Origin of the sequence: Pseudomonas sp. PDM13, assembly GCF_025685765.1 — a bacterium.
Classification (GTDB): domain Bacteria; phylum Pseudomonadota; class Gammaproteobacteria; order Pseudomonadales; family Pseudomonadaceae; genus Metapseudomonas; species Metapseudomonas solani.
Map to the genome: position 1 here is coordinate 51,869 of NZ_JAOTQU010000002.1, position 25,889 is coordinate 77,757.

Below are 25,889 nucleotides of genomic sequence, written 5' to 3' on the forward strand. Positions count from 1 at the left end.
ACTCTGAAAAAGAAAAAGGCTTGCCGGAGCAAGCCTTTGGGGTTCGGCGATCAAGCCTGCTGGCGGTGCTGCTTTTCCAGCTTCTTCTTGATCCGGTCGCGCTTGAGCGTCGACAGGTAATCGACGAACAGCTTGCCGTTGAGGTGGTCGCACTCGTGCTGGATGCACACCGCGAGCAGCCCCTCGGCGATCAGCTCGTAGGGCTTGCCGTCGCGATCCAGGGCCTTGATGCGCACCTTCTGCGGGCGGTCGACGTTCTCGTAGAAGCCCGGTACCGACAGGCAGCCTTCCTGGTACTGGTCCATCTCGTCGGTCAGGGATTCGAACTCGGGGTTGATGAAGACCATGGGCTCGGACTTGTCTTCGGACAGGTCCATCACCACCACGCGCTTGTGCACGTTGACCTGAGTCGCGGCGAGGCCGATACCCGGTGCGTCGTACATGGTTTCGAACATGTCGTCGATCAACTGGCGCACAGCGTCATCAACCACGTCCACCGGTTTGGCGATGGTACGCAGGCGTGGATCGGGAAATTCGAGGATGTTCAGGATCGCCATATGCGTTTGTGATGCACTTGTAGAATAAAGTCAAAATCCGCTGCTAAGATGATGAGCAGCATTGAAAAACGCCTGCAGAGCCCGGTTGGGGCGGCTCCCAGGCCGTTTCGCGTGAACGCACATAATAAAGGGATTCACCGCATGAGGAAATCACTACTCGCCCTGCTGCTCCTTGCTGCCAGTGGGCTGGCACAGGCTGCGGTGGAACTCAAGGAAGGCCACCCGGAGCACTACACGGTAGTGCGTGGGGATACCCTCTGGGATATCTCGGGCAAGTTCCTGCGCGAGCCCTGGAAGTGGCCGGAAATCTGGCACGCCAACCCGCAGATCGAGAACCCGCACCTGATCTACCCGGGCGACAGCCTTAGCCTCGTCTATGTCGATGGCCAGCCTCGCCTGATGCTGGATCGCGGCGCGTCCCGCGGCACCATCAAGCTGTCGCCCCAGGTGCGCAGCACGCCGATGGCCGAAGCCATTCCGACCATCCCGCTGGAAGCCATCAACAGCTTCCTGCTGAGCAACCGCATCGTCGACACGCCCGAGCAGTTCAACAGCGCGCCCTACATCGTCGCCGGCAATGCCGAGCGCGTGGTCAGCGGCGCGGGCGATCGCGTCTATGCACGCGGCAGCTTCGACGAGCAGAACCCCACCTACGGCATCTTCCGTCAGGGCAAGACCTACATCGACCCCGAGACCAAGGAATTCCTCGGCATCAACGCCGACGACATCGGTGGCGGTGACCTGGTGGCCCAGGAAGGCGACGTGGCTACCATGACCCTCACCCGTTCGACCCAGGAAGCCCGCCTGGGCGATCGCCTGTTCCCGACCGAACAGCGTTCGGTGAACTCCACCTTCATGCCCAGTGCTCCGAGCACCGACGTCAAGGGGGTGATCCTCGACGTGCCCCGTGGCGTGAACCAGATCGGCCAGTTCGATGTGGTGACCATCAACAAGGGCAAGCGCGACGGCCTGGTGGAGGGCAACGTGCTGGCGGTCTACAAGACCGGTGAGACCGTGCGTGACCGCGTCACCGGCGAGTCGGTGAAGATCCCCGATGAGCGTGCCGGCCTGCTGATGGTGTTCCGCACCTACGACAAGCTCAGCTACGGCCTGGTCCTAGCGGCCAGCCGACAGCTGGCGGTGATGGACAAGGTGCACAATCCCTAAGCAAACCAAGCCCCCGTCCTACGGGGGCTTGTTGTATACAGGGTGGCCAGCCGCCCTGCGCGGCGATGGTCAAGGACGATCCCCGTGCCGCCCGCCTCCCCCGCTGAAATCGAAGCCCGCCTGCGTCTTCACAGCCTTCCCGAACTCGGCCCCCAGCGTTTTCGCGTCCTGATCGACGCCTTCGGCAGCGCCTCCGCTGCCCTCAGTGCCCCGGCCGCTGCCTGGCGTTCGCTGCGCCTGCCCGAGGCCAGCGCTGGCCCCCGCCGCAGCGAAGAGGTGCGCGATTGTGCCGCCCGGTCACTGGCCTGGCTGGAACAGGAAGGCAACCACCTGCTGATGTGGGACGACCCCCGCTACCCCGCCCTGCTCGCCCAACTCAACGATGCCCCGCCGCTGCTGTTCGTGCGGGGTGACCCTGCCCTGCTCGAACGCCCGCAACTGGCCATGGTCGGCAGCCGCCGCGCCTCCCGTGCCGGGCTGGATACCGCCCACGCCTTTGCACGCACCCTCGCCGCCGGGGGCTTCTGCATCACCAGCGGCCTGGCCCTGGGCATCGACGGTGCCGCCCACCGGGGCGCGCTGGATGCCGGCGGGCACACGGTCGCCGTGCTCGGCACCGGGCTGGAGCGCATCTACCCGAGCCGGCACCAGGCGCTCGCGGCGGCGATAGTCGAAAGCGGCGGGGCGCTGGTTTCCGAGCTGCCGCTGGACTGCGCGCCCCAGGCCAGCAACTTCCCCCGGCGCAACCGCATCATCAGCGGGCTCTCGCTGGGCGTGCTGGTGGTGGAGGCGAGCCCGTCCAGCGGCTCGCTGATCACCGCGCGCCTGGCCGCCGAGCAGGGCCGTGAGGTCTACGCCATCCCCGGCTCCATCCACCATCCCGGTGCGCGCGGCTGCCACCAGTTGATACGCGACGGCGCCGTGCTGGTGGAGACGGTCGGGCACGTGCTCGAAGCCTTGAGTGGCTGGCAGGTGGTCGCGCCAGAACCCCACGCCGCGTTGCTGGACCACCCGCTGCTGGACCTGCTGCGTGCCGCGCCCTACAGCAGCGAGGCCCTGGCCAGCGCCAGTGGCTGGGAGCTGCCCCGGGTGCTGGCCGCGCTCACCGACCTCGAACTCGACGGCTGCATCGCCCGTGAGGCGGGGCTCTGGGTGCACCGTCGTGGTTGAGGCCTGTACACTCGCGCCATCGTTTTTCGGGAGTGGGCAATGGTCAGCAACTGGCGGGTTCAGCAAGTGGCGCGGATGGTGCGCGATGGCGGTGTTATCGCCTACCCCACGGAAGCCGTCTGGGGGCTCGGCTGCGATCCCTGGAACGAGGACGCCGTCTACCGCCTGCTGGCGCTCAAGGCGCGGCCGGTGGAGAAAGGGCTGATCCTGGTGGCCGACGCTATCGAGCAGTTCGACTTCCTCCTCGACGACCTGCCCGATGAATGGAAGGACACGCTGGCCGCCTCCTGGCCCGGCCCCAACACCTGGCTGGTGCCGCACCAGAACCTGTTGCCGGAATGGATCACCGGGCAGCACGAAAGCGTTGCCCTGCGCGTCAGCGATCACCCGGTGGTGCGTGCCCTGTGCGCCCAGGTCGGGCCGCTGGTGTCCACCTCCGCCAACCCCGCCGGACGGCCTTCCGCCGTGTCGCGCCTGCGTGTGCAGCAGTACTTCCCCGGCGAGCTGGATGCCGTGCTGGTGGGCGCCCTCGGGGGCCGCCGCAACCCCAGCACCATCCGCGACCTGGTCACCGGCCAGGTCGTGCGCGCCTCCTGATCAGGGCAGCAGCACGCTCGAACCGCTGGTGCGCCGGCCTGCCAGGTCGGCATGGGCGCGGGCGATATCGGCCAGGGCATAGCGCTGGCCGATCTCCACCTTCAGCGCGCCGCTGGCGATCATCCCGAACAGCTCGTCGGCCATGGCCTGCAGATGCGCCGGCGTGTCGGCGTAGCTGCCCAGCGTCGGCCGGGTGACGTAGATCGAACCCTTCTGCGCCAGCACCCCGAGGTTGACCCCGCTTACCGCGCCCGAGGCATTGCCGAAGCTCACCAGCAGCCCGCGCGGGGACACGCAATCCAGCGAGGTTTCCCAGGTGTCCTTGCCCACCGAGTCGTAGACCACCGGGCATTTGCGCCCTTCGGTCAGCTCCAGCACCCGTTGCACCACGTTCTCGCGGCTGCTGTCGATGCAGGCCCAGGCACCCAGGGCCTTGGCCCGCTCGGCCTTCTCGACGGAGCCGGCAACCCCGATCAGGCGTGCACCGATGGCCTTGGCCCACTGGCAGGCGATGGAGCCGACACCGCCGGCGGCGGCATGGAACAGCACCGTCTCGCCGGCCTTCAGCACGTGGGTCTGGCGCAGCAGGTACTGCACCGTCAGGCCCTTGAGCATCACCGCCGCCGCCTGCTCGTAGCTGATGGCGTCCGGCAGCTTCACCAGGTTGGCCGTCGGCAGCACGTGGTACTCGCCATAGGCACCCAGGGGCCCGGTGCCGTAGCCGACCCGGTCGCCCACCTTCAGGTGCTCGACGCCCGCGCCCACGGCATCCACCTCGCCGGCACCCTCGTTGCCCAGCCCGGAAGGCAGGGAGGCGGCCGGATACAGGCCGCTGCGGAAATAGGTCTCGATGAAGTTGAGGCCGATGGCGTGGTTGCGCACCCGCACCTGGCCCGGTCCCGGTTCGGCGATGGGCGCCTCCACCAGTTCGAGCACCTCGGGACCGCCGTACTGGGAAAACTGCACGCGTCTGGCCATGGCCGACTCTCCTTCATCTGGGGAAAGCCCCAATCCAAGCCTTCCGCTTGATCGGCGTCAAGCCACTGCACGGCCCCTGCGGTGGTATGCTTGCGCCCTCTTTTTCCCCTGCAAGCCCCGCCAGCTGGCGCTCGCAAGCCGATTCAAGGTGCATTCGACGTGAGTAAACACATTGAGGCCGTGAAGGCCTACCTGCTCGATCTGCAAGACCGTATCTGTGCCGAACTGGCAGCCGAGGACGGCGGCGCCGGCTTCTTCGAAGAAGCCTGGGAGCGCCCTGCCGGCGGTGGCGGCCGCACCCGCGTGCTGGAAAACGGCAAGCTGATCGAGAAGGGCGGGGTCAACTTCTCCCATGTGTTCGGCAGCAGCCTGCCGCCGTCGGCCAGTGCCCATCGCCCGGAGCTGGCCGGCCGTGGCTTCCAGGCCCTGGGCGTGTCCCTGGTGATCCACCCGGAGAACCCGCACATCCCCACCTCCCACGCCAACGTGCGTTTCTTCATCGCCGAGAAGGAAGGCGAAGAGCCGGTCTGGTGGTTCGGTGGCGGCTTCGACCTGACCCCCTACTACGCCCACGAGGAAGACTGCGTGCTCTGGCACCAGGTGGCCCGCGACGCCTGCGCGCCCTTCGGCGAAGACGTCTACCCGCGCTACAAGGAATGGTGCGACCGCTACTTCCACCTCAAGCACCGCAACGAACCGCGCGGCATCGGCGGCCTGTTCTTCGACGACCTGAACCAGTGGGACTTCGACACCAGCTTCGCCTTCATGCGCGCCATCGGCGACGCCTACATCCAGGCCTACCTGCCCATCGTGCGCAAGCGTCGCCACACCCCCTTCACCGAGCAGCAGCGCGAGTTCCAGGCCTTCCGCCGCGGCCGCTACGTGGAGTTCAACCTGGTGTTCGACCGCGGCACCCTGTTCGGCCTGCAATCCGGTGGTCGTACCGAATCCATCCTCATGTCCCTGCCGCCCCAGGTGCGCTGGGGCTATGACTGGAAACCGGAGCCGGGCAGCGAGGAAGCGCGCCTGACGGAGTACTTCCTTCAGGACAGAAATTGGCTTGAGGAGGCAGGGCTCTGATGGACCGCTACGCCGTCTTCGGCAACCCCATCGGCCACAGCAAGTCGCCGCTGATCCACCGCCTGTTCGCCGCGCAGACCGGCCAGGCCCTGGAGTACGAGGCGTTGCTGGCGCCCCTGGACGACTTCACCGGCTTCGCCCGCGCCTTCTTCGCGCAGGGCCTGGGCGGCAACGTCACCGTGCCCTTCAAGGAACAGGCCTTCCAGATGGCCGACAGCCTCAGCGAGCGCGCCCGCCGCGCCGGTGCGGTGAACACCCTCAAGCGCCTGGATGACGGCAGCCTGCTGGGCGACAACACCGACGGCGCCGGCCTGGTGGGCGACCTGATGCGCAACGCCGGGCTCGAGCTCGCCGGCAAGCGCATCCTCCTGCTCGGCGCTGGTGGTGCCGTGCGTGGCGTGCTAGAACCCCTGCTGGCCCAGCGCCCGGCTGCGGTGGTGATCGCCAACCGCACGGTGGATAAGGCCGAGCAGCTGGCCCGTGAATTCGCCGACCTGGGCCCGGTGCTGGCCAGTGGTTTCGATTGGCTGGAAGAGCCGGTGGACCTGATCGTCAACGGCACCTCCGCCAGCCTCGCCGGCGAGCTGCCGCCCATCTCGCCGAGCCTGATCGAGGCCGGCCACACGGTCTGCTACGACATGATGTACGGCGCGCAGACCACCGCCTTCAACCGCTGGGCCCAGGAGCAGGGCGCCGCGCGTACCCTCGACGGCCTGGGCATGCTGGTGGAGCAGGCGGCCGAAGCCTTCCTGCTCTGGCGTGGTGTGCGCCCGGAAACGGCGCCGGTCCTCGCCGAACTGCGCCGGCTGCTGGCCCAGGGCTGATTCGGTCGCCCCGGGCTACGGCTCGATCACCAGCCGGCTGTGCTCGTCTTCCAGCTTGCGCAGCTCGCGCTCCACATGGGGCCGGGCGCGGCGCAGCACCAGGGTGCGGCCCTCGCCGTCCAGGCGCCGCGCCTCGTTGTGCAGCAGGCTCACCCCGGCGAAGTCGATGAAGTTGATGTGGTGCCCGTCCAGCACTAGGCGCTTGCCCCGGCTGCGCTGGATCAGCCGCTGCACATAGGGGCAGGCGCCGAAGAAGATCGAGCCCTCGATGCGCAGCACCTCCTCCTCGGCATCGCCGGAATGCAGCACGCGCGGCTGCGAGGTGCGCTTGAGGTAGAAGAACAGCGACGCCAGCACCCCCGCGTAGATCGCCGTCTGCAGCTCCAGCACCAGGGTGGCCAAGGCCGTCAGCGCCATCACCACGAACTCCGCCCGGCTCACCCGCCACAGCTGGCGCATGCCCGGCAGGTCGATCAGGTTCCAGCAGATCAGCAGGATGCTCGCCGCCATCGCCGGCAACGGGATATGGGCGATCAGCCGCGCGCCCGCCAGGGCGAACAGCGCCACCCACACCGCCGAGCACACCCCCGCCAAGGGTGAATGGGCGCCGGCCTGCAGGTTCAGCGCCGAGCGGGTGAAGGAACCGCTGGAGAGATAGCCGGAGAACCAGGCCCCGACCAGGTTGGACAGGCCCTGGCCCCGGGTCTCGCGGTTGGCGTCCAGCACCTGTTGCGACTGCGCGGCCAGGGCGCGGGCGATGGACAGGCTCATTACCAGGCCGAGCAGGCCGCAGGCCACCGCCGACGGCAGCAGGCGCAGGATGTCGTCGAGGTCGAAGCGCAGCGTGGTGAACGGCGGCAGGCTGCCCTCGAAGGGTGGCACCAGTGGCACGCCGGCCATGCTGGCGGGGAACGCCATTACCAGCAGGCTGCCCGCCACCAGGCCCAGCAACAGGGCCGGCAGGCGCGGGGCGAAGCGTCGCAGCAGCAGCGTCACCACCAGGGTCGCCAGCGCCACCAGCACCGAAGGCACATGCACTTCGCGCACGTGCCCGGCCAGTTCCAGTGCGCCCTGCAATGCCGTAGCGCGGCCTTCCAGGCTGGGCAGGCCGAGCAGGTTGGGGATCTGCCCCAGGGCGATGACCAGTGCCGCACCGCAGGTGAAGCCGATCACCACCGACTGCGAGACGAAGTTGGCCAGGGCGCCGAAGCGCAAGACACCGAGCAGCCACTGGAACAGCCCGGCGAGGAAGGTCAGCAGCAGCACCAGGGCGATGTAGTCGCCGCTGCCCGGCAGGGCCAGGGGGCTGACGCTGGCGAACAGCACCACGGAGATCGCCGCCGTCGGCCCGCCGATCAGGTGCCAGGACGAGCCCCAGAGGCAGGCGATGATCACCGGCACCACGGCGGCATAGAGGCCGTATTCGGCCGGCAGCCCGGCGATCAGCGCATAGGCGATGGATTGCGGCAGGGCGAGGATGGCGCCGGTGAGGCCCACCAGCGCGTCACGCCCGAGGCTGCGCCCGGTGGTCCGGGGCAGCCAGTCGAGGAAGGGGAAGAGGGTGGAAGGCTTCATCGTGGGACGGGCAGGGCCTCATCGGCAGGCGTGGGAAACGTGGTGCGAACTTTCAATCGCGATGGGCAGCGACCATACGCCACCTCGGGCGAATTGGGGCCGTTTCATGGCCCCCGCGAATCACAGCTTCGCCTTCACCGCCGCCAGCCCGTCGCCACCCTCGCGGGTGGTCACGCCCTGCAGCCAGCCCTCGACCACCTGCGGGTTGGCCTTGAGCCAGGCCTTCACCGCCTCGTCGTTGCTGGCGTTCTTGCTCAGCACCTCGTTCATCACCGCGTTCTCCATCTCCTGGGTGAACGCCAGGTTGGCCAGCAGCTTGCCGACGTTGGGGCACTGCTGGGCGTAGCCCTTGCGCGCCAGGGTGTTCACCGTGCCGCTCTCGCCGAAGTACTTCTCGCCGCCCTTGAGGTACTTCATGTCGTACTGCACGTTCATCGGGTGCGGGGTCCAGCCGAGGAACACCACGAACTCCTTGCGCTTCACCGCGCGGCCCACCTGCACCAGCATCGCCTGCTCGCTGGACTCCACCAGCTTCCAGTCGCCCAGGCCGAATTCATCGCCCTTGATCATGTCCTGGATGGAGATGTTGGCCGGCGAGCCGGCGGCGATGCCGTAGAGGGTGTGCTTGAACCTGTCGGCGTGCTTGTCCAGGTCGGCGAAGGTCTTCACCCCCGCGTCATAGGCGTAAGTGGGCACCGCCAGGGTGTACTCGGTGCCGCCGAGGTTCTGCGCCACCTTGTCCACCTCGCCGGCGGCGACGAACTTGTCGTAGTTGCTCTGCTGGGCCGGCATCCAGTTGCCGAGGAAGACGTCCACCTGGCCCTTCTGCAGCCCGGCGAAGATGATGGGCACCGCCAGGGTCTGGGTCTCGGCCTTGTAGCCCAGGCCGTCCAGCAGCAGGCGGGCGACGCCGTTGGTGACGGCGATGTCGCTCCAGCCCGGGTCGCCCAGCTTCACGGTGGCGCAGCGGGCGTCCTCGGCTTGAGCGGTGGCGATCAGGGCGCTGGAAAGCAGCGCGGCGGCGAACAGGGTGGTGGTGGTCTTCATGCCTTTTCCTTGTGAGTGAAGGTGTGGCCGGCCGTGGGTTCGTCCCCTCTGGTCATGGCTGTGGATAACGTGCGCGGCGCTCCAGGTCATCGAGGTCGATGTGGTTGCGCATGTATTGCTGGCTGGCGTCCACCCAGGGCTGGTGGTCCCAGCTGGTGAGCCGGCCCTGCTCCAGGGCGCCGGCGACGAAGCGGCGGCGGCGCTGGCTGGCGAGCGCCGCCTGGTGGATCGCGGGGATGTCCCAGCGCGCCCGGGCTTCGGCGAGGAAGGCCTCGAGCACCTCGCGGTGGCTCGCGGATGCGGCCAGGTTCTCCAGTTCGCGAGGGTCGCTTTCCAGGTTGAAGAGCAGCAGCGGGTCCTGTTCCGAATAGACGAATTTCCACGGGCCACGGCGGATCATCATCAACGGGCTGGTGGTGCCTTCGGCCATGTATTCGCCGAACACCTCGTCATGCCCGCCCTCGCCCGCCAGGTGCGGCAGCAGCGAGCGGCCGTCCAGCGGCAGCTGTGGGTCCAGGGTGCCGCCGGCCAGTTCCACCAGGGTCGGCAGCAGGTCCATTGTCGAGACCGAAGCCTTCACCCGGCGCGGCGCGAAACGCTGCGGCGCATGCACCAGCATCGGCACCCGCGCGGCCATCTCGAACCAGTGCATCTTGTACCAGAGGCCGCGCTCGCCAAGCATGTCGCCGTGGTCGCCGGAGAACACCAGGATGGTGTCCTCGGCCAGGCCACAGTCCTCCAGAGTCTTGAGCAGGGTGCCGATCTGCGCGTCGACGTAGCTGCAGGCGCCGAAGTAGGCGCGGCGGGCGTCGATGATCTTCTGCTCGGGCAGCGGCTTGTCCCACAGGTCGATGACCTTCAGCAGGCGCTGGGCGTGCGGGTCCTGCTCATGCTGGGCCAGCTGCACCGAGGGCAGCGGGATGTCCTCCTCGCGGTACAGGTCCCAGTACTCGCGGGGAATGGTGTAGGGGTCGTGGGGGTGAGTCATCGACACCGTCAGGCAGAAGGGCCGCCCGGCCTGTTCACGCACATGGTCGTAGAGGTACTGGCGCGCCTTGAACACCACCTCATCGTCGAAATCCAACTGGTTGGTGCGCACGCAGGGCCCGGCCTGCAGCACCGAGGACATGTTGTGGTACCAGCTCGGGCGCACGTCCGGCTCGTCCCAGTTCACCGCCCAGCCGTAGTCGGCGGGGTAGATGTCGCTGGTCAGGCGTTCCTCGTAGCCGTGCAACTGGTCCGGGCCACAGAAGTGCATCTTGCCGGACAGCGCGGTGCGGTAACCCAGGCGGCGCAGGTTATGGGCGTAGGTGGGCACGTCGGCGGGGAAGTCGGCGGCGTTGTCGTAGGCACCGATCTTCGACGGCAGCTGGCCGCTCACCAGGGTGAAGCGCGAGGGCGCGCAGAGCGGGCTGTTGCAGTAGGCCGAGTCGAACACCACGGCACGTTCCGCCAAGCGCGAAAGATTGGGCATGTGCAGGGGCAGGCCACCGTGGAAGGGCATCAGTGGCGCGGCCATCTGGTCGGCCATGATGAAGAGGATGTTGGGGCGGTTCATGGGGCCTTCATCCATATGATCGGTTTATGCGAGAGTGCTGGCGTCGATCATGGAATCGCCGCACCTTTTCGGTAAACCGCATGGGCGGACATGCCTCGGATAAGTAATCGTTATGGCAGACCTGCAACCCGAACTCTCCCTCGACCTGCTGCGCGTATTCGAAGCGGCGGCGCGCCACCTGAGCTTCACCGCCGCGGCGGTGGAACTGGGCACCACCCAGCCGGCGGTGAGCCAGCAGATCCAGCGCCTGGAGAAGCAGCTGGCGACGCGGCTGTTCGACCGCGTCTACCGCGGCATCGAACTGACTGACAGCGGCCGCCTGCTCTTCGTTCATGTGCAGGACGGCCTGCGCGCCATCAACCTCGGCCTGGAGGCGGTGGGTGCGCGGGCCCAGCACGAGGTGCTGCAGGTGGCCACCGACTTCGCCTTCGCCGCCTACTGGCTGATGCCGCGCCTGCACCGCTTCCACGAAGCCCACCCGGAAATCGACGTCAGCCTGGTGACCAGCGACCGCACCATGAACATGCTGCGTTCGGAGATCGACGTCGCCATCGCCTTCGGTGACGGCCGCTTCAAGCACGGCGACGCGCTGCTGCTGTTCCGCGAAGAGGTGTTCCCCATCTGCAGCCCACGCCTGCTCAAGGATCAGGCCGCCCCCCTGCCCGCCGCCGCCCTCGCCCAGTTGCCGCTGCTGCACCTCAAGCCCGAGGTGCGCACCCGCTGGTTCGACTGGGAGGCGCTGTTCCGCGAGCTGGGCATCGACCGCCCGCCGGGCTCCGGTTCCCTGCGTTTCGACAACTACACGCTGCTGGTGCAGGCCGCCATCGCCGGCCAGGGCGTGGCCATCGGCTGGCGCTACCTGGTGGACGACCTCATCGAGCAGGGCCTGCTGGCGCGGGTGATCGAAGGCAGCCTCACCTCCGACTTCGGCTATTACGTGGTGCTGCCCGAGCGCAAGCGCCGGGCGCGGGTAGTGGCCTGCTTCGTCGACTGGCTGCAGCGCGAGCTGGCGGACGAAGACCCGGTGCAGCGTATCCGCAACCGCGAGGGCATCGCCGTCTGACGGGCGGAGTTGGGTTTGCAGGATTTTGAGACGCCAGTCCCATAAAGGGCGCGAGCTGTCATTCGGGTTGCACAAAGCGCGGCTATCACTTCTGGGGTCATTCACTTCCCCGAGTGCTGCCGATGAAACCCCTCGTCCACCTGGCTGCAGGACTCTGCATCTGCGCCATGGCCGGCCAGGCCAACGCCTGGTCCCAGCCCACCCACAAGAACATCGTCAAGGATGCACTGGCCTACATGAACTCCCCCTATGCCACGGAGGAGATGCGCCGGGCCTACAGCTTCTACGTGAGCGCGGCCGGCAGCGAAGCCAAGGCGGGCGAAACCCTCGGTCAGGCCGCCTATGACGTGGACGACTTCAAGGACACGCGCCTGGGTGGCTGGTGGGTCGGCTACGAGCACGCGCCGCTGTGGGGCGCCGCGTCCGGCATCGTCAACTACACCTCCTACTGGCACTTCCTCAACCTCACCCGCGAGGGCGACGCCCACGGCAACCGTCACGGCGGCTACGACTACCGCTACCACAAGGTCGACGGCGGCATCTCAGACGTCGACTGGTACGCCATGGTCTACCTCTACAACCGCGAGCTGAAGCGGGCCGACTTCGACACCACCGAAGCCCACTACCGCCGTGGCAGCCGCTCCGACTGGCAGGAGCACTACGGCGACTTCCAGAACGCCGCCTTCCAGCCTGTGGATAACCTCGCCAGCTACTGGTTCGACCAGTTCCGCGCCGCGCCCTCATTGCAGACCATCGGCTACGCGCTGCACGCCACGGGCGACGTGGCCCAGCCCCACCATGTGTGGATCACCTCGGCCAACGGCCACTCCAGCTGGGAAGGCTGGGTCGACGACCACTACGCCAGCGAACGCCTCAACGACCAGGCCGCGGTGGCCAACCTCATCGGCCGCTACGACGCCAGCCGCAGCGTCAGCGACTTGATGCTGCAGACCGGCCGCGTCGCCTACGCGCACCCCGAGCCGCTCTACGACACCAGCTATGCAACCCGCCTGCGCGTGGCCAAGGAGCTGATCCCCGAATCCATCGCGCTCACCGTCAGCGTCCTGACCAAGGGAGCCAACAGCTTCAATGCACCCAAGGCACTCTGATGGACTCCGGCACCGGGCCCGGCAACTGGCCGGCCTGGTGCTGGGGCTGTACCTGGGCGCGGCCCAGGCCATGCCCACCGCCAAGGACCTGCGCATCGACGGCGAGCTGCTGCCCGGGCGCAGCATCGCCCTGCTGCAGCAGGTGCTGTCGCGGGTGAAGTTCAACACCGACCCGGCGCAGCTGCGCCGTGGCCTGGTGGAGAACCACCTGCTGGCCCGCGACGTGGAGGGCCAGCTCAACGCCCAGAGCCGCGCCGACCTGGACGCCACGGTGGAGATCGAGGCTGGCAACCTGCTGGAGCAGTACTACGGCCGCGACGCCCGCCAGGACATGCGCCCCTTCCTCCGCCAGCCGAAGCCTCTGGATTCGAAGCGCCTGCGCGAGGTGCTGGCGCCGTCCAGCAGCGTGCTGGTGGCCAACAGCCTGGTGCTCGGCCCGGTCCAGGAGCAGGCGGCGGCCAAGGTGGAGCTGATCCGCTGGCAGTTCCCCGGCGAGCCCGAGCACAGCCTCGACCTGCTGGACCTCTACCGTGGCGACAACGTCCAGGGCCAGGTGGAGCTGCAGAAGGGCAATCTGGAATACCTGGCGCGCCAGGTGCAGGCCCGGGTGCAGCGTGATCACCTCTGGTACCGCCTGGGCCGCGACGGCTTCACCCAGGCCGAGCGCGCGGGCGTCAAAGCCCTGGTGCGGGACCGCCTGGTGCGCCACCGCTACCTGCACCAGATCGGCCTCTACAGCGACTTCCACCACGAGTCCGACGCCCTGCGCGCCCTCGCCGCCCAGGTCACCGATGCCGAGGCCCAGGCCTACTACCAGCGCAACCTGGCGCAATACCGCAACGTCGCCCAGGTGCAGGCCGCGCACATCCGCCTGGGCGACCAGGCCGGCGCCGACCGCGTCTATGAGGAGTTGCAGAAGGGCCTGGATTTCGACGAAGCGGTGCGTCGCTACTCCCAGGCCGAGGACAAGACCCGCATGCCGCCAGGCGACCTGGGGCTGATCCGCCCCGCTGACGCGGACCTCGACCTGCTGCGCAAGACCGCGCTGATCCAGAAGGCCGACAGCCTGTCCCAGCCCATGCACATCGACGGCGCCTTCGAGATCGTCCGGGTGCGCAGCCGCGAGGACCGCCAACTGCCCCTGGACGACCGCAGCGTGCGCTTCGAAGTGAACCAGGCCGTGGCGCGGGAAAAGCTCGCCGCCCAGGTGGACGCGCAACTCGGTGCCCTGCTGGCCAGCGCCAAGGTGGAAGGCCTGTGAAGGGCTGGATAGGCACCGCCTTGGTCTGCAGTGCGGGCGCCGTGGCTGTGGCGGGAATCATGGTGACCCTGGAGCCGACGCCCGTGGCCGCCGTCGAAGCGGCGCCGGTGGTACGACCCAGGGTGATAGAAGCTTCAACGCCCCGTGAGCCGGTGCTCAGCCCCGCTCCGACACCTGCGCCCCGTCCTGCCGTGGCCCAGGTGGCCGCCGCGGTGCCGGAGGAACGGCCCCTGGACCAGCAGGACGCCATTCTCTTCATGCAGATGATGGAGCAGGAAGGCGACCCGCGCCGGCCCGAGCTGGGCGGCCTCAAGCCCCGCCAGGGGGCCACTGCCGCCGAGCTGGCCGACCCACGCCAGTACGCCGCGCTGGAAGACTGGCAGGCCCGCGAGCTGGTGCAGGCCTACACCAGTGGTGTGCAACAGATCCCGGAGATCCGCGCGCGTATCGAGGCGGCAGCCCAGAGCGGCGAGCGCACAGCCGCCGAGCTGGACGAAGCCCGCGCCGCCCTGCAGCAACTGGAAGCCCTGCAGAGCAAGCTGGAGCGACAGGCGCCGCAGCTGCTGCCCGGCGGTACCGCGCCGACACCGCCCAAACCCTGAGCCAGGCTGGGCGGGTTGCGGGTACCATGGCGCGTCGGTACCCGAGAGAGGTGAACATGCAGGCTGCCCCCCTACCCCGCATCAAGGGCTTCCACGCCCACATCTACTACGACGCGGACAGCTTCGAACAGGCCCGCGAACTCTGCGAAGAGGCCGCGCGCCGCTTCCCCCTGAAGATGGGCCGCATGCACCGCCAGCCCGTCGGCCCGCACCCGGACTGGAGCTGCCAGCTGGCCTTCCGCCCCGAGCTGTTCGGCGAACTCATCCCCTGGCTCGCCCTCAACCGCGCCGGCCTCAACGTGCTGGTCCACCCCATCACCGGCAGCGACCTGCGCGACCACCGCGACTACCCGATGTGGATGGGCGCCGTGCGGCCGCTGGACCTTTCCGACCTCAGCGACGGCGCCATCGAGTACGACCTCTAGCGGCTCAGGCCGGGCGCAGGGTCGCCAGGACTTCGTCCGCCGCGCGCTGGCCGGCGCGGACCGCGCCTTCCAGGTAGCCGCACCAGACAGACGACGTTTCGCTGCCGGCCCAGTGCAGGTTGCCCAGGGGCGCGCGCAGGTGGCGGCCATGGCGGCTAAGCAGGCCAGGCGGCAGTGGTGATACGCAGCCGGCGGTCCAGGGCTCGCGGTTCCAGTCCTGCTCCACGTAGGCCAGCGGTCGGCCCGCTTCCTCGCCGAACAGTCGCACCAGCTCCTTCAGCACCCGTGCCTGGCGCTTGCGAGCATTGCTCCCCGCCCGCGCCGGGTCGAGGAAAGCCAGCAGTACGCCCAGGCCCTGGTGAGCGGGGCTGCCATCGAAGGTCATCTGTACCAGCCCACTGTCGATGAAGCCGGCACCGGAGAGCCCCGACTCTTTCCAGAACGGCCGCGCATAGCTCAGGTGCACCTTCATGCCGCTGCCGCCGGTCCAGCCCTTCTGCAGGGCGGCGCGCCCCTTGGGCAGTGCCGGTGAGAAGCCGATGCGGGCCATGTCGGCGGGCATCATCGCCACTATCACCCGGCGAGCACACAGGCGGCCCAGAGCGCAATCCAGGGTGACCGCCTCCTGATCCCAGCCCTCGATGCGCCGCACCGGCGCGCCCAGTAACACCGAGGGGCCGAGTTGCTGCGCCAGGTTCAGGGACAGCCGCTGCGCGCCGCCCTGCAGGCGGAACTGCTGGGCCTGGTCGTCCAGCGCGGCGAAGCCGCCGGCGGAGTGCAGGTAGAAGAGAAACCACAGCAGCGAGACCCGGTCCGGCGCGCTGTTCAGGGTGGTGGCGACCGTGGTGGACACCGCCTCGACAGCCTCGGCATCGACGCGCTCGGCCTTCAGCCAGGCGGCGAGGCTCCAGCGGTCCCACTCTTCGGCGCGGGCTGCGCTCCAAGGGGCTTCCAGGGGCACCTGCCCCGCCATGGCCTCCAGCCGCGCCTGCAGTGCGCGCACGGCGTCCCCTGGCGGCTCGTCGGCATCGAAGGTGTAGCGCTCGCCACCCAGCAGGGCGGCCATCTGCCCGCCGCGGTACTGCGGCACCAGGGGAATGCCCAGGTCGCTGGCCAGTTCCATCACCAGCGGCTGGTCGCCGCCCACCCACTGGCCACCGCCGTCCACCTCCAGGCCATCGCCCATGGGCTGGTTGACGGTGCGCCCGCCCACCCGCTCGCGGGCTTCCAGCACCGCCACGCGCAGGCCGCTGCCGGCCAGGCGACGCGCCGCCACCAGGCCGGAGAGGCCGGCACCGATGATCGCGACATCCAGTTCCAGCGCTGCGGGTTCGGGGACCGCCGCGCGTCCGCTGCGGGTGATCGCGGCGAGCAGGGCGGCGCCGCTGAGGCACAGCAGGTGCCGACGGGTGAGTGAGGGGGTTTCGAGCAGTCGGTAGCGCATGGTGTTCTCCACTTGGTAACCAAGTTGCCGGAGGCAAAAAACGACCGCTTCCCGCGGTCGTCGGGTTCAGGCCGAGGTGGTGCGCACCGAGGCCAGGTAGAAGGGCACTGGGTCCTGGCGAGCCAGGAGCTGGCGGGCCAGGGTCAGGTAGAACCAGCGCAGCTCGGCGGGGTCGCCGTCGATGGCGCCCTGGTCGTCGGTCCAGCGCTGCCAGAGGGCCATTTCCATCTGCAGGATGCGGTTGCGGCCGATGGCGGTGATGCGCCGCCAGAAGGCATCTTCCAGGCGCTGCGCCTCGGCGGCGTCGAGCGTGGCCGGACAGGTGTCCACCTGTTGCAGCAGGCGTTCCCGCTCGGCATCCGTGGCATGGCGCGAGGCCGCCTCCAGCAGGCCGATGGCATAGAGCTGCTGGTACTCGGCCAGGTCCCGTAGCAGGCGGCTGGTGGCGTCGGATTGCAGCCGGTCGGCGCAGCGCAGCAGCAGCTCGAAGATCCGTGCATCGGCTCGGGCCGGGTCCAGCACACGGCTGGCACCGCCCTGGCGGACCTCCACCAGGCCGACGTCCTTCAACTTGTGCACGGCCTGGCGCACGGTGATGCGCGAGACGCCGTAGCGCTCGGCCAGCAGGCGCTCGGCCGGCAGCGATTCGCCGGGCGCCAGCTGGCCGTCGAGTATCTCGATGAACAGGCCTTCCAGCGCGGCGTCGGCGGCGTGCCCCTTGGGGGCGGGTGTGATCGATTCGTTCATGGCGGGAAAATTTACTTGGTTACCAAGTTAAGTCAAGGCCCCGTGGCGAATCGACGCGCGCTGAGCCACGGCCTATGATCCGCCGCCTGTTTTCGGAGACCCGCCATGCGCTACCTGCTTGTCGTCACCCTGCTCTGGGCTTTTTCCTTCAGCCTCATAGGCGAGTACCTGGCCGGGCGGGTGGACAGCGATTTCGCCGTGCTGGCGCGGGTGCTGATCGCCGCGCTGGTGTTCCTGCCCTTCACCCGCTGGCGCGGGCTGCCGACAAGGCTGCTGGCGGGGTTCTGGCTGGCCGGGGCGCTGCAGTTCGGCATCACCTACCTGTGCCTGTACCGCAGCTTCGCCGTGCTCACGGTGCCCGAGGTGCTGCTGTTCACCGTGCTCACGCCCATCTACGTGACCCTGCTGGACGACGCCCTGTCCCGCCGCTTCAGCCCTTGGGCGCTGCTGGCAGCATTGGTGGCGGTGGGTGGCGGGGTGATCATCCGTTTCGACCGCCTGGAGGGCGACTACCTGCTGGGCTTCATCCTGCTGCAGGTGGCCAACGCCACCTTCGCCGCCGGCCAGGTGCTCTGCCGTCGCCTGCTGGTGCGCTACCCGGTGGAGCAGTCGCTGCATCGCTTCTTCGGCCACTTCTTCCTTGGCGCGCTGCTACTGGCGCTGCCCTCCTTCCTGCTCTTCGGCAATCCCGAGCGCCTGCCGCAAACGGCCGTGCAATGGGGCGTGCTGGTGTGGATGGGCCTGTTCGCCACGGCCCTGGGCATGTTCTGGTGGGTCAAGGGCAGCACCGCCGTCAGCGTCGGCACCCTGGCGGTGATGAACGAACTCCACGTCCCCGCCGGCCTGGTGGTCAATCTGCTGATCTGGAACCGCGACGCCGACCTCCCCCGCCTCGCCCTGGGCGGTGCAGTCATCCTCGCCTCCCTGTGGATAAGCCGCCTGGGCCGCTCGGCCCATCCTGCAAAGCGCGCCGAATCTGGACCGTAGGGTGGGCTTCAGCCCACCACGATGCTTCAGCTATTCACCAAAGCCACCGGCATCCTCCCCAACCCCGGCCCAGTCTTCCGGTAGCAGCCCGTCTTTCACGTAGCGGTGGAAGCTCGAATAGGGCCAGTCCTTCACCTGTGTCACCAGCCCATGCCTGACCGGGTTGTGGTGGATGTAGTCGACGTGTCGCTCCAGGTCGGTCTGGTCCCTTATCTGGTGCTCCCAGAAGCGCCGTTGCCAGATGCCTTTCTCCCGCCGGTTCGCCTTGCTTGCCGAGCGTGGAGACGGAGGCAGCGTCATGGAGAACTGGCTCTTGATCAGGCTCCAGCGGCGAGAGAAGTCAGCATCCCCGGGCGGCAGGGTCCAGACGGCGTGCAGATGGTCCGGCAGTACGCAGATGGCGACGGTGTCGAAGGGCATGCGTTGCAGGGCGAGGGAGTAGGCCCGGCGCAACGAAGGGATGGCATCGGTCAGCAGTGTGGCGCGGCGATCGGCCAGGGTGACCGTGAAAAAGAAGGTGCCGCCGGGCACCAGGCTTCGGCGGTAGTTCGACATGGCAATCCGTTGCCTCGTGTTCGGGTCTTTCTTGGTGGGCTGAAGCCCACCCTACGTGGACTTCAGCTCACATGTATGGCTCAGGCGCGGGCGCTGCGCACGCCTTCGGCCAGGGATTTGCAGAGGGTGAGGACGCCATCGATGGCCTGTTCGGCGGTTTCGGCCTTGGCGATCTGGTCCACCAGGGCGGAGCCCACCACCACACCGTCGGCGAGGCGGGCGATGTTGGCGGCGTGTTCGGCGGTGCGGATGCCGAAGCCGATGGCCACCGGCAGGTCGGTGTGGCGGCGCAGGCGGGCCACGGCTTCCTGCACGTGCTCCAGGGTGGCGGAGCCGGCACCGGTGACGCCGGCCACCGAGACGTAGTAGACGAAGCCGGAGCTGCCATCGAGCACCACGGGCAGGCGCTTGTCGTCGGTGGTCGGGGTGGTCAGGCGGATGAAGTCGATGCCCGCGGCCTGGGCCGGGTGGCAGAGGTCTTCGTTATGTTCCGGCGGCAGGTCGACGACGATCAGGCCGTCCACGCCGGCTTCCTTGGCGTCGCCGATGAAGCGCTCGACGCCGTAGTAGTGGATGGGGTTGAAGTAGCCCATCAGCACCACCGGGGTGCTCTGGTTGCCTGTGCGGAACTCGCGGACCAGCTGCAGGGTTTTCGCCAGGTTCTGCTTGGCCGCCAGGGCACGGATGTTGGCCAGCTGGATCGACGGGCCGTCGGCCATCGGGTCGGTGAAGGGCATGCCCAGTTCGATCACGTCGGCGCCGGCTTCCGGCAGGCCCTTGAGGATCGCCAGGGAGGCGTCGTAGCCCGGGTCGCCGGCAGTGAGGAAGGTCACCAGGGCGGCGCGGTTCTGCTGTTTCAGTTCGGCAAAGCGGGTCTGCAAGCGGCTCATGCCTTGGGCTCCTGTTGCATGTGGTGCATCACGGTCTGCATGTCCTTGTCGCCACGGCCGGAGAGGTTGACCACCATGATGTGGTCCTTCGGCAGGTTGGGTGCGCGCTTGAACACTTCGGCCAGGGCGTGGGAGCTCTCCAGGGCCGGGATGATGCCTTCGAGGCGGCAGCACTGGTGGAAGGCATCCAGGGCTTCGTCGTCGGTGATGGAGGTGTATTCGACGCGGCCGATGTCATGCAGCCACGCGTGTTCCGGGCCGATGCCGGGGTAGTCGAGGCCGGCGGAGATGGAGTGGGCGTCGATGATCTGGCCGTCTTCGTCCTGCAGCAGGAAGGTGCGGTTGCCGTGCAGTACGCCGGGTACGCCACCGTTGAGGCTGGCGGCGTGCTTGCCGGTCTCGATGCCGTGGCCGGCCGCCTCGACGCCGATGATCGCCACGCCGGTGTCATCGAGGAAGGGGTGGAACAGGCCCATGGCGTTGGAGCCGCCGCCGATGCAGGCGACCAGCGAATCGGGCAGGCGCCCTTCCTTCTCGGCCAGCTGCTCGCGGGTCTCCTTGCCGATGACGGCCTGGAAGTCGCGGACCATGGCCGGGTACGGGTGCGGGCCGGCGACGGTGCCGATCAGGTAGAAGGTGTTGTGGACGTTGGTTACCCAGTCGCGCAGGGCTTCGTTCATTGCGTCCTTGAGGGTGCCGGTGCCGGCGGTGACCGGGATCACGGTGGCGCCCAGCAGCTTCATGCGGAAGACGTTGGCCTGCTGGCGGTCGATGTCGGTGGTGCCCATGAAGATCACGCATTCCATGCCGAAGCGCGCGGCCACGGTGGCAGTGGCCACGCCGTGCATGCCGGCGCCGGTCTCGGCGATGATGCGTTTCTTGCCCATGCGCTTGGCCAGGAGGATCTGGCCGATGCAGTTGTTGATCTTGTGCGCGCCGGTGTGGTTCAGCTCTTCGCGCTTGAGGTAGATCTTCGCGCCGCCGCAGTGCTCGGTCAGGCGTTCGGCGAAGTACAGCGGGCTCGGGCGGCCGACGTAGTCGCGCTGGAAGTAGGCCAGCTCCTTGAGGAATTCCGGGTCTTCCTTGGCGGCTTCGTACTCGCGGGCCAGGTCGTGGATCAGCGGCATCAGGGTTTCGGCGACGTATTGGCCGCCGAAGGAGCCGAACAGGCCCTTGGCGTCTGGGCCGGTGCGCAGTGAAGTCATGGTGGAACTCCTGGGAGTGGTATCCGATGGCAGCCATTCTACCGCTGGCCGGTGCCGGGAAAAGCGATTAGATTGCGCTGAATCGTCAGTAAAACTCACAGATGACCATGAGCCGCGACCTCCCTCCCCTCAATGCCCTGAAGGCCTTCGAAAGCGCCGCCCGCCTGCTCAGCGTAAGCCGAGCGGCAGAAGAGCTGCACGTCACCCACGGTGCGGTGAGCCGCCAGGTGCGTGCGCTGGAGGAACAGTTGGGCGTGGCCCTGCTGGCCAAGGACGGGCGCGGCATAAAACTCACGGATTCCGGCCAGCGCCTGGCCGAAGCAGCAGGCGACGCCTTCGAGCGGCTGCGTGGCGTCTGCGCGGACCTGCGTCGCCAGGAGGAGGACCGCCCCTTCGTCCTCGGTTGCCCCGGCAGCCTGCTGGCACGCTGGTTCATCCCGCGCCTGGACCGCCTCAACCGCGAGCTGCCGGAACTGCGCCTGCAGCTCTCCAGCAGCCAGGGCGAGCTGGACCCGCGCAGCCCGCAGCTGGACGCCACCCTGCTGTTCGCCGAGCCGCCCTGGCCGGTGGACATGCAGGTGTTCGAGCTGGCCGACGAGCGCATCGGCCCGGTGTTGAGCCCCCGCTACGCCGGTTTCGCCGAGCTGGAACAGGCGCCGCCCGAGCGCCTGTTGCGGCGCCCGCTGCTGCACACGGAATCGCGCCCCCAGGCGTGGCCGCAATGGGCCCGGGCGGAGGGATTGGACGCGGAAGGGTTGCAGCTGGGCCAGGGCTTCGAGCACCTGTACTACCTGCTGGAGGCGGCGGTGGCCGGCCTGGGCGTGGCCATCGCGCCGCAGCAGCTGGTGGCCGATGACCTGGCCGCCGGCCGCCTGGTGGCGCCCTGGGGCTTCGTCGAGACCCCGGCGCGGCTGGCCCTGTGGGTGCCTGTCGGGCGCCAGGGTCCGCGCGCCGAGCGCCTGGCGCAGTGGCTGCGCCAGGCTTTTTCCCAGCCTGGCTGAGGCGGGTCGGAACCCGCCTGCCTGCGCTAGAAGTCGCCGCGCAGAGAGAGCATGTAGCTGCGTGGCTCGCCGTACAGGTTGACCCGGTCGGTGCCGTCGGCGGAGGCGTAGTACTTGCGGTCCAGCAGGTTCTCGCCGGTCAGGCTGACCTGCCAGTGCGAGTCGAGCTTCCAGGCCGCGCGGGCGTCCCAGATGGCGCGGCCGGGGGCGCCGTACTTGTAGCCGTCCCAGGTTTCGTTCTCGTAGCGCGATTGCGCGGAGACGCCGGCGCCGAGGGTCAGGCGGTTCCAGTCGCCGGGCAGGGTGTAGCTCGTGGAGATGCGCGCCAGGTGCTTGGGCGTTTCGGTGGAGACCGGGCCGCCGCTGCTGCTGCGGGTCATGTTGTAGGTGTAGCCGGCCAGCACCTGCAGCCCGGGCAGCAGCTCGCCGCTGGCCTCCAGGTCGATGCCCTTGCTGCGCTGGATGGTGCCGTTGACGTAGCAGGTGCCGTAGGCGTCGTTGCCGGTGCAGTTGGGGCTGTTGTCGACGTCCTCGACGGCCACGTCCTCCTGCTTCACGTAGAACAGCGCGGCGGAGAGGTTCAGGCGCTTGTCGAACAGCTCGCCCTTGATGCCGGTCTCGTAGTTGGAGCCGACGGCCGGGTCGAGGGAGGTGCCGTTGATGTCGTGGTAGTTGCCCTGGGGCAGGAAGATGTCCGCGTAGCTGGCGTACCAGGACCAGTTGCGGTCGATGTCGTAGATCAGCCCGGCGAAGGGGGTGACCTGGCCGCTCTCCTTGGTGACGTAGTCCGGGCTGGAGTCGAAGGCCTGGTACTTGTAGTCGAAGTCGTAGTTGTACCAGCTGACGCGGGTGCCGAGGACCAGGCTCAGGTCTTCGGTCATGTGCAGGCGGGTATTGGCGTAGAGGCCGTAGCGCTCGTCCACCAGGTCGGTGATGGAGGTCCAGGCCGGGCGAGCCGGCTTGGCGAAGGCGTGGTGATCGACGTCGAACAGGTTGACCGGGATGCGTTGCCGATCGGGGGCCGAGCCGTCGAAGAAGATGTCGGCCATCTTGTCGGTCACGTGCTGTTGCGACCAGTTGGCGCCGACGGTGACCTGGTGGCTCAGGCCGAAGGCCTCGAAGTTGCCGTTGAGGTGGCTGTCGATCCCCCGGCTGCTGACGTCGAGCTGGCGGAACTGCACGCCGCGGAAGGTCGAGCCGGCCTGGGTGAGCGGGTCGACGGTGCCCCGGGCGTAGGTCAGAGCCTGCTCGAAGCCGCCGTCGGACACGCTGATGGAGGTGGTGCTGGTCCAATCGTCGTCGAAGCGGTGCTCGAGTTCGAGGAAGGCTTCGTTCATCTCGGTTTCGTGGCGGTTCCAGTCCTGCACCAGGGCGGTGGAGCGGGAAACGTCCAGGGCCTTGCCGTTGCTGTAGCGCGGCAGGCCGAAGATCGAGTAACCGTCGATGCGGCCGGTCTGGCGGCGCAGGCTGAAGGTCAGGGTGGTGTCGTCGCTGAGGTCGCCCTCGACGATGCCGTAGAGCAGCGGCGTCTTCGAATGCTTCTCGTCGAGGTAGGAGTGCTTGTCCTCGTAGGCCGCGACGAAGCGCCCGCGCAGGGTGCCGGCGTCGTTCAGCGCGCTGCTGCCGTCCAGGTCGAGGCGGTAGTTGTCCCAGGAGCCGGCGCGGGTGTTGAGGGTGAAGCGCGGCTCGGCGGTCGGGCGCTTGCGCACCATGTTCACCGCGCCACCGGGGTCGCCGGCGCCTACCAGCAGGCCGGCGGCACCGCGCAGCACCTCGACACGGTCGAAGATGGCCGTGTCCGGCGGCAGCCAGCCGGTGACGGTGTAGGCCTGGCCCGGCACGCCGTCCATCAGGTAGCTCTCCTCGCCCAGGGTGAAGCCGCGCGACTGGTACACGTGGGCGCCGAAGTTGCGCTGGCCGAAGGTGATGCCCGGGGTCTTGGCCATGACCTGGTCGAGGCTGTTGAGGTTCTTGTCGTCCATCACCTGGCGGGTCATGACGGTGACCGACTGCGGCGTCTCGCGGATGGATTGCGCGCTTTTGCCGATGGTCACCGCGCCGGTGGTGTAGGAGCCGGTGCCTTCGGTGGTGCTGCCCAGGCCTGTGGCATTGATGCTGGTGGCGCCCAGCTCCAGCGCCCCGCTCGCCTCCCGGGCGATGAGGATGTAGCTGCCATTGGCCTGGCGCACCGCCTGCAGCCCGCTGCCGGCGAGCAGCGCGGCGAAGCCCGCCTCCACCGAGTAGTCGCCATGCAGCCCGGTGCTGGCGCGGCCGCCCAGCTGCGCCGCGTCGAAGGACAGCGCGACCCCGGCGGCGCTGGCGAAGCGGCCGAGGTTTTCGGTCAGCGAACCGGCGGCGATATCGAAGCGCTGCGCGGCCAGGGCCGGCGTCAGGCTGGCGAGGCCGGCGCAGAAAATCACGGCCCTGAGGGTGGCGGTCAGCGGGTGTTTCGGGTGGCTGGGCGTTGGCATGGTTTCTCCCCGTTGCATGCGTTGGTTGCAACGAGAGCCGAAGCGGCGGAGGGAAAAGTGCAAAGGCGGGTGAAAAAAGTTTTCGACGGGCTCAGCCCCGTGGCACCAGGGTCACCCAGTAGCGGGTGCGGCGCACCACGGTGACCGGAAAGCCGCTCTCCAGGGCGGCCAGGGCGAGGTCGGTGTCGCCCAGCGGGAAGGCCCCGGACACCCTGATTCCGGCGATGCGCGGGTCGCAGCGCAGCCAGCCGCTGCGGTAGCGCGAAAGCTCCGCCAGCAGCTCGCCCAGGGGACGGTCGATGGCGATCAGGCTGCCCTGGGTCCAGGCCGCCGTGGCGGCGTCCACCGGCTGTGGATTACCCACGGCGTCACGGCTGAAGCCCAGCTGCTGGCCGGCCTCCAGGCGCACCCGCACCGTGCCTTCCCGGGGGCTGACCTCCACGGCTTTCTCCAGCACAGCGACCTGGCTGCCGGCCTCGCCCAGGGTGACGGTGAAGCGGGTTCCCAGGGCGCGCACCCGGCCGTGGGGCGTTTCCACCATGAAGGGGCGTTGCAGCGGGTCCGGCGCGGTTTCCACCAGCAGTGCGCCGCTGCGCAGCACCAGCAGGCGCTGCGTAGCGTCGAAGCGCAGGTCCACGGCGCTGCGGGTGTCGAGCATCAGTTGGCTGCCGTCGTCGAGGGTGAAGCGCCGCCGCTCGCCGATGCCGCTGGCGAAGTCCGCCGCCAGCCGCTGGCCCGGCTCGCTACGCCAGCCCACGGCGCCCAGCGCTCCGGCCGAGGCCAGCGCCACCAGGCCGCGCAGCACCAGGCGGCGGGATTGCGTGGCGCCCTGCAGGCTGCTGGAGGCGAGACGGCCGGGCACCTGGCCGACCTGGTCGCGCACCGCTTCGATGCGGTGCCAGGCGGCTTGGTGCAATGGGTCGGCGGCGTGCCAGCGCTGCCAGGCCTGCTGGGTGGCTTCGCTGGCGGCGCCGGAGGCGAGGCGCGCGTACCACTGCGCGGCGGCGCGGATGGCCTCGCGTTCGGCGTCGCTGAGTTCGAGGGCGCTGCGGCTCATGGCAGGGTCGCCATGACCAGGCAGCAGTGCTCCATGGCCTTGGCCATATGGTTGTTCACGGTGCGCAGGGAGATGCCCAGGCGCTCGGCGATCTGCGCGTAGGTCAGGCCTTCGCATTGGGAAAGGATGAAGGTCTGGCGTGCCTTGGCGCCGAGCCCGTCGAGCAGGCGGTCGATCTCCAGCAGCGCCTCGAAAAGGATGGCCTGCTCCTCCAGCGAGGGGTGCACGGCCTCGGGCATCGCGGCCAGGGCTTCCAGGTAGGCCTGTTCCAGGGAACGGCGGCGGTAGAGGTCGATGACCAGGCCACGGGCGATGGTCGCCAGGTAATGGCGGGGCTCGCGCAGGCCGCCGGCGCTACGGGCCAGGAGCACGCGGACGAAGGTGTCCTGGGCCAGGTCGGCGGCATCGGCGGAGTCGTTGAGGCGCTTGCGCAACCAGCCGCGCAGCCAGCCGTTGTGCTCGCGGTAGAGCGCGTCCAGCTGGGCGTGTGGGGCGGAATCGGGGATTGCGGTGGACACC

At 68.6% G+C, this 25,889-nt stretch carries 25 protein-coding genes; 12 read left to right on the forward strand and 13 right to left on the reverse strand.

Annotated elements, in window-relative coordinates:
* Window positions 1-50: 50 nt before the first annotated feature.
* Window positions 51-557, reverse strand: coding sequence for a peptide deformylase (def, locus tag OEJ36_RS02170; RefSeq protein ID WP_043241851.1), 507 nt, complete (start codon window positions 555-557; stop codon window positions 51-53).
* A 141-nt stretch (window positions 558-698) separates the two neighbouring features.
* On the opposite strand from def, the gene OEJ36_RS02175 reads away from it, so the two are divergent.
* The 3 genes from OEJ36_RS02175 (at window position 699) to OEJ36_RS02185 (ending at window position 3,491) form a co-directional block, all read left to right on the forward strand.
* Entirely contained in the window at window positions 699-1,724 is a 1,026-nt protein-coding gene (locus OEJ36_RS02175) for a LysM peptidoglycan-binding domain-containing protein (RefSeq protein WP_263400205.1), read from the forward strand.
* A gap of 84 nt (window positions 1,725-1,808) precedes the next feature.
* Window positions 1,809-2,894 carry a DNA-processing protein DprA gene (gene dprA, locus OEJ36_RS02180; protein ID WP_263400206.1) on the forward strand — a complete coding sequence of 362 codons (1,086 nt, stop codon included), beginning with the start codon at window positions 1,809-1,811 and terminating at the stop codon, window positions 2,892-2,894.
* A gap of 39 nt (window positions 2,895-2,933) precedes the next feature.
* Complete coding sequence (locus tag OEJ36_RS02185; RefSeq protein ID WP_263400207.1) at window positions 2,934-3,491, forward strand: L-threonylcarbamoyladenylate synthase; 558 nt, start codon at window positions 2,934-2,936, stop codon at window positions 3,489-3,491.
* On the opposite strand, the gene OEJ36_RS02190 is transcribed toward OEJ36_RS02185, so the two are convergent.
* Window positions 3,492-4,469 carry a quinone oxidoreductase family protein gene (locus OEJ36_RS02190; protein ID WP_263400208.1) on the reverse strand — a complete coding sequence of 326 codons (978 nt, stop codon included), beginning with the start codon at window positions 4,467-4,469 and terminating at the stop codon, window positions 3,492-3,494. It lies immediately after the preceding gene.
* A gap of 159 nt (window positions 4,470-4,628) precedes the next feature.
* On the opposite strand from OEJ36_RS02190, the gene hemF reads away from it, so the two are divergent.
* Both hemF and aroE read left to right on the forward strand, forming a co-directional pair.
* Complete coding sequence (gene hemF, locus OEJ36_RS02195) at window positions 4,629-5,549, forward strand: oxygen-dependent coproporphyrinogen oxidase (protein ID WP_263400209.1); 921 nt, start codon at window positions 4,629-4,631, stop codon at window positions 5,547-5,549.
* On the forward strand, window positions 5,549-6,373 hold the full coding sequence (gene aroE, locus OEJ36_RS02200) for a shikimate dehydrogenase (RefSeq protein WP_263400210.1): 825 nt from the start codon (window positions 5,549-5,551) through the stop codon (window positions 6,371-6,373). Before hemF ends, aroE begins: the two co-directional genes overlap by 1 nt.
* A 15-nt stretch (window positions 6,374-6,388) precedes the next feature.
* On the opposite strand, the gene OEJ36_RS02205 is transcribed toward aroE, so the two are convergent.
* The 3 genes from OEJ36_RS02205 to betC all read right to left on the reverse strand — a co-directional run bounded on the left by OEJ36_RS02205 (window position 6,389) and on the right by betC (window position 10,553).
* Window positions 6,389-7,948, reverse strand: a complete 1,560-nt coding sequence (locus OEJ36_RS02205; protein ID WP_263400211.1) for a SulP family inorganic anion transporter — start codon at window positions 7,946-7,948, stop codon at window positions 6,389-6,391.
* A gap of 120 nt (window positions 7,949-8,068) precedes the next feature.
* Window positions 8,069-8,995, reverse strand: a complete 927-nt coding sequence (gene choX / locus OEJ36_RS02210) for a choline ABC transporter substrate-binding protein (protein WP_263400212.1) — start codon at window positions 8,993-8,995, stop codon at window positions 8,069-8,071.
* 52 nt (window positions 8,996-9,047) lie between these two features.
* Window positions 9,048-10,553, reverse strand: coding sequence for a choline-sulfatase (gene betC / locus OEJ36_RS02215; protein WP_263400213.1), 1,506 nt, complete (start codon window positions 10,551-10,553; stop codon window positions 9,048-9,050).
* Window positions 10,554-10,665: 112 nt separating this feature from the next.
* On the opposite strand from betC, the gene OEJ36_RS02220 reads away from it, so the two are divergent.
* From OEJ36_RS02220 to OEJ36_RS02240, 5 genes are all read left to right on the forward strand, one after another.
* Window positions 10,666-11,616, forward strand: coding sequence for a choline sulfate utilization transcriptional regulator (locus tag OEJ36_RS02220; RefSeq protein ID WP_021219922.1), 951 nt, complete (start codon window positions 10,666-10,668; stop codon window positions 11,614-11,616).
* Between the two features lie 122 nt (window positions 11,617-11,738).
* Window positions 11,739-12,725 (forward strand): phospholipase, encoded by a 987-nt coding sequence (locus OEJ36_RS02225; protein WP_043241872.1) that lies wholly within the window; start codon window positions 11,739-11,741, stop codon window positions 12,723-12,725.
* The gene (locus tag OEJ36_RS02230; protein ID WP_263400214.1) at window positions 12,706-13,986 is read left to right on the forward strand and encodes a peptidylprolyl isomerase; all 1,281 of its coding nucleotides are present in this window, start codon (window positions 12,706-12,708) and stop codon (window positions 13,984-13,986) included. Before OEJ36_RS02225 ends, OEJ36_RS02230 begins: the two co-directional genes overlap by 20 nt.
* Window positions 13,983-14,588, forward strand: coding sequence for a hypothetical protein (locus tag OEJ36_RS02235; protein ID WP_263400215.1), 606 nt, complete (start codon window positions 13,983-13,985; stop codon window positions 14,586-14,588). Before OEJ36_RS02230 ends, OEJ36_RS02235 begins: the two co-directional genes overlap by 4 nt.
* 56 nt (window positions 14,589-14,644) lie before the next feature.
* Complete coding sequence (locus OEJ36_RS02240; RefSeq protein ID WP_263400216.1) at window positions 14,645-15,013, forward strand: DOPA 4,5-dioxygenase family protein; 369 nt, start codon at window positions 14,645-14,647, stop codon at window positions 15,011-15,013.
* Between the two features lie 4 nt (window positions 15,014-15,017).
* Here OEJ36_RS02240 and OEJ36_RS02245 read toward each other — a convergent pair whose 3' ends face one another.
* Window positions 15,018-16,457 carry a flavin monoamine oxidase family protein gene (locus tag OEJ36_RS02245; protein ID WP_263400217.1) on the reverse strand — a complete coding sequence of 480 codons (1,440 nt, stop codon included), beginning with the start codon at window positions 16,455-16,457 and terminating at the stop codon, window positions 15,018-15,020.
* Window positions 16,458-16,523: 66 nt separating this feature from the next.
* Window positions 16,524-17,204: a FadR/GntR family transcriptional regulator gene (locus OEJ36_RS02250; protein ID WP_263400218.1), complete on the reverse strand. Its 681-nt coding sequence runs from the start codon at window positions 17,202-17,204 to the stop codon at window positions 16,524-16,526.
* A 105-nt stretch (window positions 17,205-17,309) separates the two neighbouring features.
* Between OEJ36_RS02250 and OEJ36_RS02255 the strand changes: the two genes are divergently transcribed.
* Window positions 17,310-18,191, forward strand: coding sequence for a carboxylate/amino acid/amine transporter (locus OEJ36_RS02255; RefSeq protein WP_263400219.1), 882 nt, complete (start codon window positions 17,310-17,312; stop codon window positions 18,189-18,191).
* 30 nt (window positions 18,192-18,221) lie between these two features.
* Here the strand turns inward: OEJ36_RS02255 and OEJ36_RS02260 are convergent, their stop codons facing one another.
* The 3 genes from OEJ36_RS02260 to trpB all read right to left on the reverse strand — a co-directional run bounded on the left by OEJ36_RS02260 (window position 18,222) and on the right by trpB (window position 20,841).
* Entirely contained in the window at window positions 18,222-18,746 is a 525-nt protein-coding gene (locus tag OEJ36_RS02260; RefSeq protein ID WP_263400220.1) for an REP-associated tyrosine transposase, read from the reverse strand.
* A gap of 80 nt (window positions 18,747-18,826) precedes the next feature.
* Window positions 18,827-19,636, reverse strand: coding sequence for a tryptophan synthase subunit alpha (trpA, locus tag OEJ36_RS02265; protein WP_263400221.1), 810 nt, complete (start codon window positions 19,634-19,636; stop codon window positions 18,827-18,829).
* Window positions 19,633-20,841, reverse strand: a complete 1,209-nt coding sequence (gene trpB, locus OEJ36_RS02270; protein ID WP_263400222.1) for a tryptophan synthase subunit beta — start codon at window positions 20,839-20,841, stop codon at window positions 19,633-19,635. Before trpB ends, trpA begins: the two co-directional genes overlap by 4 nt.
* Before the next feature lie 107 nt (window positions 20,842-20,948).
* Between trpB and OEJ36_RS02275 the strand changes: the two genes are divergently transcribed.
* Complete coding sequence (locus OEJ36_RS02275; protein ID WP_263400223.1) at window positions 20,949-21,842, forward strand: LysR family transcriptional regulator; 894 nt, start codon at window positions 20,949-20,951, stop codon at window positions 21,840-21,842.
* A gap of 26 nt (window positions 21,843-21,868) precedes the next feature.
* Here the strand turns inward: OEJ36_RS02275 and OEJ36_RS02280 are convergent, their stop codons facing one another.
* The 3 genes from OEJ36_RS02280 to OEJ36_RS02290 form a co-directional block, all read right to left on the reverse strand.
* Entirely contained in the window at window positions 21,869-24,313 is a 2,445-nt protein-coding gene (locus OEJ36_RS02280; protein WP_263400224.1) for a TonB-dependent siderophore receptor, read from the reverse strand.
* A gap of 91 nt (window positions 24,314-24,404) precedes the next feature.
* Window positions 24,405-25,370, reverse strand: coding sequence for a FecR domain-containing protein (locus OEJ36_RS02285; protein ID WP_263400225.1), 966 nt, complete (start codon window positions 25,368-25,370; stop codon window positions 24,405-24,407).
* Window positions 25,367-25,888, reverse strand: a complete 522-nt coding sequence (locus OEJ36_RS02290; RefSeq protein WP_263400226.1) for a sigma-70 family RNA polymerase sigma factor — start codon at window positions 25,886-25,888, stop codon at window positions 25,367-25,369. The genes OEJ36_RS02285 and OEJ36_RS02290 overlap by 4 nt, the downstream gene beginning before the upstream one ends.
* Between the last annotated feature and the right edge of the window lies 1 nt (window position 25,889).